This is a genomic window from Bacterioplanes sp. CLAM21 (genome assembly GCF_059641015.1).
In genome coordinates this window covers 764280-778504 of sequence record NZ_CM184929.1, presented here as the reverse complement: position 1 = coordinate 778504, position 14225 = coordinate 764280, and the positions used below count along the sequence as shown (strand labels likewise).

14 protein-coding genes are annotated in these 14225 nt (G+C 50.1%); 9 read left to right on the top strand and 5 right to left on the bottom strand.

Annotation, left to right across the window (positions count from 1 at the left end):
• Positions 1-20: 20 nt before the first annotated feature.
• From AC55FS_RS03760 to AC55FS_RS03750, 3 genes are all read right to left on the bottom strand, one after another.
• Entirely contained in the window at positions 21-374 is a 354-nt protein-coding gene (locus AC55FS_RS03760) for a hypothetical protein (protein WP_496934735.1), read from the bottom strand.
• A gap of 46 nt (positions 375-420) precedes the next feature.
• Positions 421-903 carry a rod shape-determining protein gene (locus tag AC55FS_RS03755; protein ID WP_496934734.1) on the bottom strand — a complete coding sequence of 161 codons (483 nt, stop codon included), beginning with the start codon at positions 901-903 and terminating at the stop codon, positions 421-423.
• Between the two features lie 78 nt (positions 904-981).
• Positions 982-2325 carry a magnesium transporter gene (locus AC55FS_RS03750; RefSeq protein WP_496934733.1) on the bottom strand — a complete coding sequence of 448 codons (1344 nt, stop codon included), beginning with the start codon at positions 2323-2325 and terminating at the stop codon, positions 982-984.
• A gap of 87 nt (positions 2326-2412) precedes the next feature.
• Between AC55FS_RS03750 and AC55FS_RS03745 the strand changes: the two genes are divergently transcribed.
• The 7 genes from AC55FS_RS03745 to hemW all read left to right on the top strand — a co-directional run bounded on the left by AC55FS_RS03745 (position 2413) and on the right by hemW (position 8226).
• The gene (locus tag AC55FS_RS03745) at positions 2413-3435 is read left to right on the top strand and encodes a succinylglutamate desuccinylase/aspartoacylase family protein (protein ID WP_496934732.1); all 1023 of its coding nucleotides are present in this window, start codon (positions 2413-2415) and stop codon (positions 3433-3435) included.
• A gap of 87 nt (positions 3436-3522) precedes the next feature.
• Positions 3523-4671, top strand: a complete 1149-nt coding sequence (metX, locus tag AC55FS_RS03740) for a homoserine O-succinyltransferase MetX (RefSeq protein ID WP_496934731.1) — start codon at positions 3523-3525, stop codon at positions 4669-4671.
• Entirely contained in the window at positions 4668-5276 is a 609-nt protein-coding gene (metW, locus tag AC55FS_RS03735; protein WP_496934730.1) for a methionine biosynthesis protein MetW, read from the top strand. The genes metX and metW overlap by 4 nt, the downstream gene beginning before the upstream one ends.
• Positions 5277-5294: 18 nt before the next feature.
• The gene (locus AC55FS_RS03730) at positions 5295-5756 is read left to right on the top strand and encodes a DUF4426 domain-containing protein (RefSeq protein WP_496934729.1); all 462 of its coding nucleotides are present in this window, start codon (positions 5295-5297) and stop codon (positions 5754-5756) included.
• Positions 5753-6370 carry an RdgB/HAM1 family non-canonical purine NTP pyrophosphatase gene (gene rdgB, locus AC55FS_RS03725; RefSeq protein WP_496934728.1) on the top strand — a complete coding sequence of 206 codons (618 nt, stop codon included), beginning with the start codon at positions 5753-5755 and terminating at the stop codon, positions 6368-6370. The genes AC55FS_RS03730 and rdgB overlap by 4 nt, the downstream gene beginning before the upstream one ends.
• A 121-nt stretch (positions 6371-6491) precedes the next feature.
• Positions 6492-6866 (top strand): hypothetical protein, encoded by a 375-nt coding sequence (locus tag AC55FS_RS03720; protein ID WP_496934727.1) that lies wholly within the window; start codon positions 6492-6494, stop codon positions 6864-6866.
• A 223-nt stretch (positions 6867-7089) separates the two neighbouring features.
• Positions 7090-8226 (top strand): radical SAM family heme chaperone HemW, encoded by a 1137-nt coding sequence (gene hemW / locus AC55FS_RS03715; protein ID WP_496934726.1) that lies wholly within the window; start codon positions 7090-7092, stop codon positions 8224-8226.
• Positions 8227-8269: 43 nt separating this feature from the next.
• On the opposite strand, the gene AC55FS_RS03710 is transcribed toward hemW, so the two are convergent.
• A complete protein-coding gene (locus tag AC55FS_RS03710) occupies positions 8270-9193 on the bottom strand; it encodes a patatin-like phospholipase family protein (RefSeq protein WP_496934724.1) in 924 nt (307 codons plus the stop codon).
• A 133-nt stretch (positions 9194-9326) separates the two neighbouring features.
• Entirely contained in the window at positions 9327-11081 is a 1755-nt protein-coding gene (locus AC55FS_RS03705) for an ABC transporter transmembrane domain-containing protein (protein WP_496934723.1), read from the bottom strand.
• A 314-nt stretch (positions 11082-11395) separates the two neighbouring features.
• On the opposite strand from AC55FS_RS03705, the gene AC55FS_RS03700 reads away from it, so the two are divergent.
• Together AC55FS_RS03700 and AC55FS_RS03695 are read left to right on the top strand one after the other, a co-directional pair.
• On the top strand, positions 11396-13003 hold the full coding sequence (locus AC55FS_RS03700) for a cyclic peptide export ABC transporter (protein ID WP_496934722.1): 1608 nt from the start codon (positions 11396-11398) through the stop codon (positions 13001-13003).
• A 93-nt stretch (positions 13004-13096) separates the two neighbouring features.
• Complete coding sequence (locus tag AC55FS_RS03695) at positions 13097-14131, top strand: ABC transporter substrate-binding protein (protein ID WP_496934721.1); 1035 nt, start codon at positions 13097-13099, stop codon at positions 14129-14131.
• The last annotated feature ends 94 nt before the right edge of the window (positions 14132-14225 follow it).

The window sequence follows — 14225 nt, the reverse complement described above, 5'->3', positions numbered from 1 at the left end:
ATATTACCAGAGACGCTCGGCTACTTCTCCCGCCGACCAACATGTAGCCCCAGCACAAAGCAGCCACTGGCAAAGGCTGTCACTGCTAATGCGATTAATATCGCCTGAACTGGATCATTAGAACCGTCCTCAAGACCGAAGTTCGCTAAATAGATAGATGGAAAAATAACCATAGGCTGTAGGTAAGCCACCACACTCTGGCTTTTTTTTCCGGGCAGAATCTTGTGCATGCACGAAAAAGTGATCACACAAATAGCAGCAAAGGTTATCATTAAAAACAGTGACCAGCCCTGCACATGCAAGAAAACATGCAAAGCAAACCCTGCTGGAATCAAAAGTATCAGGCCATAGCTGATAATATTGGTTATCGACATTGTAAAGTGAGCCTTTGGCTATCGCGATGAAGTAACAGTTGGATTTTCATGATCTTTGTTTGACTAATTCAAAGCTATCTCTATTAACATCAATACGAGCACCACAATACACCAACACCTCACTAGCACCCGCGGCCATTGCCAACTCCTTTAATACACGCTGTTCTATATCCGTCAAGCCACCTTCAGTTTTTTCTAGCTGGTGCATTATGATTCTTGACGCTAGTCGGAATCTAGATTTCTTTAGAGTAGATATCGCGTACTGAAGCAGTTTTTCCGCACACTCAAAATCTGCAACAAACGATCGGCTGTGCTGAAAGGGATAAACCACCTGGCAGTTAGGCTCAGTGATGGAATTGGCACTGGCACCGACAGCAACAATGGCTTTACCTTTGTCAAATTGTTGTATTGCAATAACGGCCTCATCGTCAAAATAAAGATCTGCCCCAAACACGGTAACCCTCAGCTTTGTTTCACTGAGCTCAACCAGAAAATCATTAGATAATCGTTCTTTTAATTTATAAAACACTGCTTCTCCTATGGCACACAGGGACATCAAGCGTTACTGGCTTAGGCTGCTTATAGCAGCCTAAGCGAAGACGGGCATCTAGGAGACAAATAATAAGGTGGCCGAGCCCAAAAACACGAAAAATCCGACCACATCGGTGACTGTTGTCAAGATCACCGAGCCAGCCAACGCAGGATCTATACCCAAGCGATTAAGTATTACCGGAATAATAATACCGCTAATAACGGCGACCAACATATTCACCAATAGCGCCACCACGATCACCAGTGCCAGCCAGCCATTGCCAAACCACCAGGCCGACACTATGCCAACCACCAATGCCCATAACACGGCATTAATGGCGGCCACCCGTAGTTCTTTATTGGCCAATGGGGTTAAGTTCGCCGCCGACAATTGCCCAGTGGCCAAACCGCGAATGGTCAGAGTCAGTGTTTGACTGCCGGTAATACCGCCCATACTGGCAACGATTGGCATTAACACGGCCAGCGCCACCACTTGCACCAAGACCGCTTCAAACAAACCGATAACCGCCGAGGCTAAAAATGCGGTGGCCAAATTAATGCCTAACCAAACGGCACGACGCCGAGCACTGATGGCAACCGGCGCAAATAAGTCTTCATCGCTGACATTACCCATATGCGACAGCTGCTCTTCATAGTGCTCCTGCATCACATCCAAAGAGTCACGCAGCGAGAAGCGGCCCAGCAATATGCCCTGCTCATCCACCACAGGTAACATGCTTAGGCCGGAAGCTTTCACTCGATTAGAGGCGTCAAGCAAACTAACCGTGGGTAATACACCCACTTCACTTACCATGATTTCACTGATGGCGACTTTGCGTGAAGCACTGAAAATAGCATCCAGGCTGGCCAGCCCCAGGTAACGCTCTTGCTCGTCCATCACCACCAAGGCATCCGTATAAGCGGGCAACTGGCGCTGTTTTAAATCCAGCAATACGTCGGCGACCGGCGTTTGCGGCAATACCGTGACGACATCGTGGTTAACATAACGACCCAGTTGGTTTTCCGAGTAGGTCAGTGCATCTTTAACCGAACTGCGCTGCTGGTGTGGTAATTCAGATATAACTTGGCGCGCCAAACGCGAAGGCAATTGCTCATACAGCATCAATAACTGGTCAGCGCTACTGCGTGCCAGCAGGTCGTTTACCTCATCGCTATTGAGTTCTGCCAGCAAGTGTTTGCGCGCATCATCACGCATGGCACAAATAATGCCCGGCTGCATATCGGCCAATAGCGAACGCCACAATAATGGCCGGAACTCATGGGGAATACCTTCCACCACATAGGCCCAGTCATCGACACTAAAATCCCGGGTCTCCAACGGATGCGCCAGAGCCTCTGGCGACATCAGGTTATTGACCAGCCAATCCAATACCTGATGTCGCTGCTTGATCGTGACCATAAAATCTTTCCTCTTCGTCGTTGCCGACTTCCCTGCTATAACAATAAGTACCCATAGTGTGCCTGACTGTGGCTCAGGATAGGAAAAATGACCAGAAAAAACAGTGCTATCACCCTGGCGGGCGTCACAGTTCAGCCTGGCGAAGTGAAAAAAATCGAGCTGCCCGTCGTCAAACTTTATACCGACACCCAGATGTCTATTCCGGTGCAGGTTCACTGCGGTCGTATGGCTGGCCCGACACTCTTTTTGAGTGCCGCCATTCATGGCGATGAACTCAATGGCGTTGAAATCATTCAACGCCTGATCAACAGCAAAGCGATGCAAAAGTTGCGTGGCACGGTACTGGCCGTGCCTATGGTGAATGTTTATGGGGTATTAAACCAAACCCGTTATTTGCCCGACCGTCGTGATTTGAACCGCTCCTTTCCTGGTTCATCTCGCGGCTCCCTAGCGGCACGTATGGCGGATTTATTTCTGCGTGAAATAGTGCGCCGCTGCGATTACGGCATCGACTTTCACACCGGTGCCATTCATCGCTCTAACTTGCCACAGATTCGTGCTGACTTGGACGACGAAGCGACCGCACAACTGGCATCGGCCTTTGGTGTGCCTGTGGTGCTGAATGCCAATATTCGCGACGGTTCCTTGCGCCAATGCGCGGCAGAAGAAGGCGCCAAGGTACTATTATACGAAGCAGGCGAAGCATTGCGTTTTGATGAACTGGCGATTCGTGCAGGCGTGCGCGGCACTCTTAACGTTATGCGCTCACTAGGGATGCTGCCAGCATCGCGTCGCAAACCGTCCTACCATCCTGTGGTGGCACGCTACAGCCGCTGGCTACGCGCCACCGACTCCGGTTTTATTCGCCATAAAAAGCAGCTCGGTGACCAGGTCAGTCGTGGCGATGTGTTGGCCGATATTGTCGATCCTTATGGCACATTGCTCGATAGCATTGTCACTAAGCAGGATGGCATCATCATAGGTAAGCAAAATATTCCGCTGGTACAGGAAGGCGAAGCGGTCTATCACATTGCTTTTTTCCGCCAGCCAGAAGAAGTCTCTGAGTACCTAGAGCAGCTACAGGATGACCTGCTACCGGATACAGATTGATCAATCGTTGACCAGCCCAATTGCGCCGGCTGTCTGACCGTGCATTAGCTGATACACTCAGACTTTTTACCGGGACAGCTTGCAACAATGCCTGACACTATTCCTGCCAATTCGGTCGGGCTGGTCACCCCTAAGATACAGCATTTCGATCAGCCACTGACATTACGCAGTGGCCGTGTTTTGCCCAGCTACGACCTGATCTATGAAACCTATGGTGAGCTAAACGCGAATAAATCCAATGCCGTGCTGATCTGCCACGCCCTTAGTGGTACTCATCACGCAGCCGGTTATCACAGCATGGACGATGATAAGCCCGGCTGGTGGGACAGCTGTATCGGCCCCGGCAAACCGATAGACACCAACCAATTTTTTGTTGTCGCCCTCAATAACCTTGGCGGCTGTAACGGCTCTAGTGGCCCTACCAGTATCAATCCGCAAACCGGCGAAGTGTACGGCCCCGACTTTCCAATTGTGGCTGTGCGTGATTGGGTGCATAGCCAGGCACGGTTAGCCGATGTGCTCGGCATTGAGCAATGGGCAGCGGTGGTCGGTGGCAGCCTGGGCGGCATGCAGGTATTACGCTGGAGCATTCAGTACCCCGAGCGCCTGCGCCATGCGGTGGTGATTGCATCAGCCCCCAAGCTATCAGCACAGAATATTGCCTTTAACGAAGTCGCACGTCAGGCCATTGCCAAAGACCCTGATTTTCACGATGGTCATTATTTAAAACACGGCACCATTCCCAAAGTCGGTTTGATGCAGGCACGCATGCTGGGGCACCTGACCTACTTATCTGACGATGCCATGCGGCAAAAATTTGGCCGTGAGCTAAAAGAAGGGCAATTAAATTACAGTTTTGCGCCTGAATTTCAGGTGGAAAGCTATTTGCACCACCAAGGTGAAAAGTTCTCCAACAGCTTTGATGCCAACACCTATATGTTGATGACCAAAGCCCTGGATTATTTTGACCCAGCGGCGGATTATGATGATGATCTGGTTGCCTGTTTAGATAATGCTCAGTGTCGTTTTTTGTTGGTCTCCTTTACCACGGATTGGCGTTTCCCACCGGAGCGCTCGGAAGAAATCGTCAACGCTCTGGTGCAGGCCGACAAAGACGTCACCTACGCCTGTGTAGAATCGCAAAGCGGTCATGACGCTTTTTTACTGCCCATTCCGCGCTATCTGGATATTTTAACGGCATACTTGCAACGCGTTGCCGCGGAGGCCAATAAATGACAAAGGCGGTCGAGTTACGCGACGATTTACAACTGCTGCAACACCATATTCGGCCAGGTAGCCAAGTACTCGACTTAGGCTGTGGTGATGGCACCCTATTGCGCTACTTACAGCAGCATAAGAATGTACGTGGCTATGGTCTGGAAATTGACCCACAAAAAATCACCGCCTGCATAGCCAATGGCGTGAATGTGATTGAGCAAAACCTGGATGATGGACTGGATAACTTTACTGACCAAAGTATTGATACCGTCATCATGACGCAAGCGCTGCAGGCAGTTAGGCGCCCTGATCAGCTGTTAGAAGAAATGTTGCGTATCGGCAAGGAGGCCATCGTCACCTTTCCCAATTTTGGTTACTGGCGTACTCGCAGCTATTTGATGTTTAAAGGCCGTATGCCGATGTCGGAAACGCTGCCATACAATTGGTATGACACTCCCAATATTCACTTGTGCACCTTTCGTGATTTTGAAGTGCTGTGCCGCGAACGCGGTATTCGCATTCGCCACAAGGCAGTGGTCGATGGCGAGCACAAACGTCATTGGGCCATTCGTTTATGGCCAGCGATGCTGGGAGAAATTGCGGTGTATCATATCAGTCGTTAACACAAGGGGAACATCATCATGAGATCCATTCGTACAGCTGCTACTGCCCTGCTCATGCTGGCATTGAGCTGCCTGGTACAGGCGAATGAGCAAGGCGAGCAAAAACAGGTCTTTGGCGACTACGAAGTCCATTATATTGGCTTGAACTCAACGTTCTTGAGCCCTGAAACAGCTAAGGCCTACGGTATTACGCGCTCAAAGGCGCTGGGCTTTATCAGTATTTCGGTGCTTAAACATGTCGATGGCGAACCACTGCCCGTCGCTCTAACGGCCAAGGTGGATGGCGCTTTGCGCAATCTGATCGGTCAAGCCAAAGAGCTGTCGTTTAAAGAAGTGAAAGAAAGCCAGGCCATCTACTATCTGACCACTTTCCGCTTTGATGATGGTGATATGTACCACGTTGATTTGCAGGTATCGCCGCAAGACAGTACAGACTCCTTTAATGTTAAATTTACTCAGAAGTTTTACGAGGAAGAATGAGCCATAAAATCGTACTCGCCAGTGGCAACGCTGGTAAATTGCGCGAATTCTCCGCCATGTTTGCTCAACACTTTGCTGAGCAGCAGGTCGAACTCGTTGCACAAAATGACTTAGCAGTAACAGAAGTAGAAGAAACAGGCCTGAGTTTTGTTGAAAATGCCATCCTCAAAGCCCGTAACGCAGCACAGCAAACTGGCCTGCCAGCCCTAGCCGATGATTCTGGTTTGGAAGTCGATGCCTTACTGGGAGCACCAGGTATATACAGCGCCCGCTATGCTAGCGGCAACGATGGCTTTGGCAGTGGTGACAGCGCCAATAACAGCAAGCTACTGCATGCCCTTAAGGACGTTCCTGAAGAAAAACGCAGCGCACGTTTTCAATGTGTATTGGTCTATATGCGTCATGCCAATGATCCGACGCCTCAAGTATTTCAAGGCAGTTGGCAAGGACAAATCGCGAAAAGCGCCGATGGTGAGCAAGGTTTTGGTTACGACCCGCTGTTTTTTGTAGCCAGTGAAGGCTGTACCGCAGCGGCACTGAGTAAAGAGCGCAAAAATACTTTGTCACATCGAGGCCAGGCAGTGCAGCAGTTTTTACAACGCTGGCAGCCTTAGCACGGTGGTGAAAATGTCGCTTTTTACACTGAGTAAAAAGGCATTTTAAGATGTCCTTATAGACACTGGGCGGTTTATCCGCGCATACTTTTTACCGTTACATCGATCCACGAACAACAGTGTGAGTACTCCCTTGAATAGTTTTGAATTGTTAGAACAAAAAATCCGCCAGGCCGTAGCCACCATTGAGTCATTGCGTCAGGAAAAGCAACAACTGCGTGAAGACCTGGAAGTGATGGAACAACTGCAGCAAGAGCAACAGCAATCGCTGGAGCAAGCGCAGCAGCAATTGCAGAGTCAGCAGCAGCAAAACCAACAACTGAGCCACGAGCGTGAGGAGCTTCAGAAGGCGGTACAGCAGCTGCAGCAAGCCAATACCGAACTAGAAAAAAACAATGCTCGCCTGAACCATGAGCAACATGAATGGCAAACTCGTGTCACCTCTTTGCTAGATGCATTGGAGCAAAGCGGCGAAGAGCAGCGCCAAGCTTCCTAGAGCCTGTTAACACTATTTAGCTCTTTGCTGTTTTGTCTTGAGTGAGGCATAAGGCGCCCAGCATGGCCTGGGTGCTTACTTGTACTTTAGCTGTGCCGTCACACCCGTATCTTTGGCCAGGAATTTGGCTAAACACATCGTCCATGCTGAACTACCTGCGATACTGCCAATACTGACCTGCTAAACTTTCTTTGCACTACTGCTACCCCGCAACTGGATGACCATGACTCAACCGCCGCTTAGCCTTTATATACATGTACCCTGGTGCATTCGTAAGTGCCCTTACTGCGATTTTAACTCCCATGCTGCCCCCAGCGGATTGCCAGAGCAAGACTATATCGAGGCATTGCTTTCCGACTTAGGCCAGGATCAGCATTGGATACAAGAGCGCACTATCCAGAGTATTTTTATTGGCGGCGGCACTCCTAGCTTATTCTCGGCAGCCGCATTTCAGCAGCTATTTGATGGCTTGCAACAACAGCTCAGATTGGCCAGTGACTGTGAAATCACATTAGAAGCCAACCCAGGTACCTTCGAAGCCGAAAAATTCGCTGCCTACCGTCAACTGGGCATTAATCGTTTATCCATGGGCATTCAAAGTTTTCAGCCACAACAGCTTAACAACCTTGGCCGAGTACACGATGGCGACGAAGCACGTCGCGCCATCGACATCGCGATACAATCGGGATTTGACAATTTTAATGTCGACTTAATGCATGGTTTACCTGGACAAACCCTGGCCCAAGCGCAAAACGACCTGGACATCGCACTCAGTTATGCACCGCCGCATCTGTCCTGGTACCAGCTCACCATAGAACCCAATACCGAGTTTTATAAACGCCCGCCGCGCTTGCCAGAAGACGATGCACTGTGGGATATACAGGAAATGGGCTTTGCCAAGCTAGCCAGCGCCGGTTTTGAGCACTATGAAATTTCTGCCTTTAGCTTGCCTGGAAAAAATGCCCGCCATAATGTGAACTATTGGCAGTTTGGCGACTATCTGGGCATTGGCGCCGGTGCCCATGGCAAGATCACCCTGGCCGATGGCCAGATTATTCGTACCCAAAAAACCCGCTTACCACGTGATTATTTGAATCCCGATAAGGATTTTTTAGCCGCCCAGCAAACTATTCCAGCAACAGACGTTGGCCTTGAATGTTTAATGAACGCATTGCGTTTGCGCCAGGGCATAGCGCTGCAGGATTTTATCGATCGAACTGGGCTGACACTGGACGATGTGCAGCAACCGATTGAGCGGGCACAACAGCAAGGCTTACTGCAGATTGATGATCATATTCGTGCAACCGAACGCGGACAACAGTATCTGAACGAGCTATTAGCGCTGTTTTTAACCGATTAATACCGCATCATTCAGTCTTATCGACCTGCATTTAGCCAGACCGCTAACGTTGCATACCTGTGCTAGCGGTTTGAGCCTGTAAATTAGCCGCAAAATAGTCATCGCAGCTCAGCAAATATTCCGTGCCTGCGGCTAAGCCCATGCGATAGCCCTGATGTAAGCGCTCGATATTCATGGTCAAACGGGACACTGTAAACTGTGGTGGAGGCGCAATCACTCTGATGCGGCAATCCTCTGGTGGATGGCTGATAAATTCCAAGCTGTCGTTGTAATCATCGGCCCGCAACATCATGGCCGATAATAATTGCGCTTCCTCACCAAAACGTTGCTGCATACGCTGTTGCAACTGCTCCACCATAGCGTGTGGATACTGGCGTTTGCGATAGCCATAAGGGCGTGACAGCACCACGGTAATTTCGCGTGCTCCTAACTCATAGGCTTTTCGTACTGGGATTGAGTCCGCCACGCCGCCGTCAACATACCAATGTTGCCCCAAGGCGACACTGTCTCGATACAAGTACGGCAAGGCGCAAGTGGCCACCATAGCAGCATCCAGGTTATCACCATTCACACGCCAATATTCAGCGTCACCTGTATCCGCTCGAGTGCCAACGGCATACAAGGGCATGGCATCCCAAATACGTGGTAAAGTCAGCGGATGCTGTTCTAGACCCGCATGCCATAGCCAATGCACGTCGGTCAAATGACCACCACGTACAAATCGGGCTGGGTTAAAAAAATCTCGCAGAGTTGCCAGCTCGGTGATAACCCGGCGATTACGCCCTGGCCTACGGGCCAAATAGCCAGTCAGGTTGGTCGCGCCAGCCGATACACCCATTGCCATATCAAAATCGTAATGATTGCCTTGCATAAAGGCATCCAACACGCCTGCAGCAAAGATGCCTCGCATTGCACCGCCTTCAACGACCAGGGCACGGTGGCCTGATTCAGTGCACGGGGTGATCATATATCCATCTCCGTTATGGAATGCAACACAGGTTACTCACAGACCCATCGCTTGGGAAATTGTTCATTTGCATTAAGGGGATCAATTATGCCAATGACTGAGTGCTGCCAAGCTAGCGGGCTCAAAACACACATTAAAGATCCGCGTTAAACTGCAGCTCAGCCAAACGCCGATACAACCCCGACTGCTGCAACAGTTGCTGGTGGCTTCCCGTGGCAACAATGCGACCCTGATCGAGCAATACAATGCGATCAGCATGGATCACCGTTGCCAAACGATGCGCGATCACAATACTGGTGCGCTGACGCATCAGTTGATCCAGCGCTTGCTGCACCCAGTATTCGCTTTCGGCATCCAGTGCTGAGGTGGCCTCATCCAATAACAAAATATCAGGGTCACTCAGTATCGCCCGGGCAATGGCCAAGCGCTGTTTTTGGCCACCCGATAACTTAACCCCTTGCTCACCCAAATAAGAGTCGTAGCCATCTGCTAGCTGCACAAGAAATTCGTGAGCATGAGCTGCCTTTGCCGCCGCCACGAGTTCATCATCACTGGCGTTGGGTTTTGCAAAACGTAGATTGTCTCGCACACTGGCGCTGAACAGCACCGGCTGTTGCGGCACTAGCGCAAAATGGCGACGCAATGCTGACAAGGGCCAGTGACGAAGATCTTTTCCTTGTAACAGCAGCGCACCTTGCTGCGGATCACGAAAGCGCAACAGCAAATCCAGCAAGGTTGATTTACCAGCCCCGGAAGGACCAACAATTGCAATGCGCTCACCCGAATAAATGCTTAATTGCACATCAACCAAAGCGGGCTGCTGGGCACGCGAAGGGTAGTGGAAGCTCAGCTGTTTAAATTCCAGTAACGGCGCTTGCAGATTTGATTCCGTTGGCACTTCGGTGATCCTTGCTTCCAATGTGCCTGTGGGCGAGCAAATATCAGCCTCGGTTGCCAGCAGTTCACGAATGCGCTCTGCTGCTCCCGCCGCGCGTTGCAGCTCACCATAGACCTCAGTGACGGCCGCCAAAGACATAGCTACCATTAATGCATAAAATACAAAAGCCGCCAATTCACCCGCACTCAGTTGGCCGGCTATCACATCACTACCACCGATATACAGCATGCTGGCTACTGAGCCCATTAGTAAGCTCATCACCAAAAATATCAGCAAGGCGCGCTGACGAATGCGTATCAAAGCAACGTCAAACGCTGTCTCAGCGGCTTGGCTAAACTGCTGGCTGACCTTATCTTCACGACCAAACGCTTGCACTATCTTTATGTGCTGCAAGCTCTCACCTGCCCAGGCACCCACCTTTGCGATTTGATCCTGGCTGCGACGCGATAATACACGTACCCGCTTGCCCAATAACACTACAGGAAAAACCAGTAACGGCACGGCAAGCAATACCAACAAGCTCAGCTTAATATTGGTGAAAAACATCAGCACTAAGCCGCCCAAAAACAGCAAGCTGTTACGTACGGCAAAGGATAATGAAGAGCCGATAACGGTTTGTAGCAGCGTCGTGTCCGTGGTCACTCGACTTTGAATTTCACCGGCCAGGTTATCTTCGAAGAAGCTTGGTGGCAGGGTTAATAAATGTCGATACAACTGTTGGCGAATATCAGCAACAACCCGCTCCCCCAGCCAAGACACCCAATAAAAACGACAAAACGCACCGAATGAGACCAATAATACTAAGACTGAAAACAACGCGATGGACTGTTGCAAACCTTGCTGTGATGCTGAAACAAAACCTTGGTCCATCATCAGTCGTACGCCTTGCCCCAACGACAGGGTAAGCACGGCTGTCGCTACCAGAGCCAGCACAGCAAAGCCAAACTGTAAGCGATAGGGTTGAACAAAGGTCCATAACCAAGAAAGCATAACGGCTCCTTAAAAGGCGTAGCTGTTAGGATAGTACCCGCCACCTCAACTTTACATCATCAGACAGCCGCCTAAGCAGCAATCGAGCCTGGTTTTCAAGGCCATGTAAACCAATGGTTGTTGCTTGAGTTACTCACTGAACAGGAGTACTTTAAACGGTTCCCAAACGAGTATGCACCTTCGATTGGTTGGCCAATAATGGTCTGCCGTTGAGCCGATTGCTGGCTGCTTTGACAGTACTGCAACACCACCAATAACAACAACACAGTGTAACGCTCCTATCGTGCGCTCAAATCACATGGAGGATTTTATTTGTGCAGTTGATCGCCGCACTGTTTGCCAATAACCGGCGTTTGGTTGGCCTGGCTATTGTTTTTATTATTGCCAGCGCTTTGGCCAATATAGGTACTATTAATTTTATCAACGAAACCGTCGCCTCTCAGGGCGAGCTGTTTTCTGACTACGCCTTCTGGTTTGTGGCACTGCTACTAAGCGCCTTTTGTCTGGCTGTGATTTCGCAGTGGTTAATGACCACTCTATCTTATCGAGTTGCGTATCAATTACGTGGACGATTACTGAGCCAAGTATTGCATTGTGAATATGAGCATTTGCAAGCACTAGGCCGTAATCGAATTTATGCCGCTTTAACAAAGGACGTGCGCCAGCTGCAAGAAGGCTTCGTTATGCTGCCCTTTTTCCTGTATGGCATCACGCTGGTCAGCGCTAGTTTTGCCTATATGTTTTGGCTCAATGCACCGCTAGCCACCCTGACACTGGCATCATTAATGTTGGTATTAGCCATCAACCGAGTATTAACCTCACGCTTCCAAGCGTTATTGCGCAAAGAAAGAGAGCTAGAAGACGAGCTGTTTGGTGGCTACGAAAAAGTGCTGGATGGCCATAAAGAGTTACTATTGAACGAAGCCCGTGGACTGCGCCTGGTCAACGACATTATGCAAGGCCCGGCTAAAAAGGCTCGGGATTACCGCACCTTGGGTGATCGTTATATCGTCGTGAGCATTCACTTAATGACCACCACGGTACTGGCGTTGATTGGCGTTACTTTTTGGGCAGTATTTAAACTGGATATGGGCACCCTTGCGCAAGGCACTGCTTTTGCGTTAACTCTGCTTTTTATTCGCCAACCTATGAATATGGCAATGAACCAGTTGCCTGGCTTAATCAGTGCCCGAGTGTCGATGAAAAAGCTGCAATCATTGGATCTTCCTGAGCCAGAATCGCAGCGCCAACCTGCTTCACCCTGGCGCCAAGACTGGCAAAAAATTGAACTACAAGACGTATGCTATCGCTACCCGGGCAATGATCAGTTTAAGTTTGGCCCAGTATCGGCACATATTGAACGCAGTGAACTGATTTTTCTGGTGGGCCATAATGGCGCCGGTAAAACAACACTCGTTCGATTATTAACCGGCTTGGTTAAGCCTCGCAGTGGCGCAGTCAAAGTCGATGGCCAAACCTTGCCATCGCCTGATTGGCGTCACTATCGAGCCATGTTTTCAGCAGTGTTAACTGACTTTCATTTATTCGAACAAGCCGCGCTACCAGATCAGGGCGAGCAGGATGAGCGTGCGCGCAGTTGGCTAAAAAAACTGCAGCTCGACCATATTGTCAGCGTCGATAATGGTGAGTTTTCGGTGGTCGATTTATCGACCGGGCAACGTAAGCGCCTGGCCATGGTCAGTGCCTGCCTAGAAGACCGCAGTTTATTGGTGTTAGACGAATGGGCAGCCGATCAAGACCCGTATTTCCGTAAACTATTTTATGAAGAGTTATTGCCTGAACTAAAACAACAGGGCCTCACCCTGATAGTGGTCAGTCATGATGATCGCTACTTCCACGTTGCTGATCGTGTACTGGAACTCAGTCGTGGCGGTCTGGTGAGTTATTCACCTGCCGCTTGATACGCCCCTGGCCTGAGGAACTAAACTGAGGCAAGATAGGCAGCCAGCCCAATGTTGATACATTGGGTTTTTTTTTGCCCAGGAGACCGGTTTATGACCTCTGTAACGCGCACTGGCTTGGGGATAGTTGCCCTGACAGCGCTATTGGCCTGCAGCGAGTCGCCTAACGACGACAATACCTCAGCAGCAAATCCAGGGTGTGGCAGTGTAACCATTGCCGATATGAACTGGGACTCGGCCAGTTTTCTTGCCAACTTAGACGCTACCATTCTTGAACTGGGTTTTGGCTGCCAGGTACAACTGGTACCAGGCGATAGTCAACCGACCACGGCCTCCATGGTGGCCAAGGCAAAGCCGGATATCGCGCCCGAAATGTGGACTAATTCTAACCGTGAGTTAATTCAACAGGGTGTCGATGAGGGCAGTTTGGCGTTTGCTGGTCGATCATTAAAAGACGGCGGCCAAGAAGGATTTTGGGTGCCTAAGTACATGCTTGAGCAATATCCGGAATTGGCCAGCATTGATGGCATTCGCCAACACGCCCAGTTATTTAGTCACCCAGAAGACCCTGAATCCTCGGCTTTTTATGGCTGTCCGGCAGGCTGGACCTGCCAGCTCACAACCGAACGTTTATTTGACGCCATGGGATTGGCGCAAGATGGATTTAAAATCGTAAATCCTGGCTCAGGTACCGCCTTGGCCGGTTCATTGGCTAAGGCTTATGAGCAACAGCAGCCATGGTTTGGCTACTATTGGGCGCCAACGGCATTGCTTGGGCAATACGAGATGGCCATGGTGGACTTTGGCAGCGGCATTAAGGCAGAACATTTTCGCCAATGCATTACCCAAAAAGAATGCCCCAACCCTCAAGTAACTATGTACCCAGCATCTGATGTTTATACCGTGACGACCGCCAGCTTTGCCCAACAGGCACCAAAAGCCATGGCCTATTTAACCGCCCGCAGTCTTGATAATGCCACCATGAATCAGTGGCTAGCCTGGATGAAACAGCAGCAAGCCGATGGTGAATACGCAGCAATTGAGTTTCTGCAGCAACAACCCGACATTTGGAAAAACTGGGTGTCGGCGGAAGTGGCGCTGCATATTGAACAGCAGCTCAATAACTAAGAGCGCCTTGCCTGAGAGCTGTTGGGCTAGGGCCTGTTAACGCCGTGATAATCAGTGTGAATAAGTACTCGAACTCCGCTCCTGAACAGGGCGG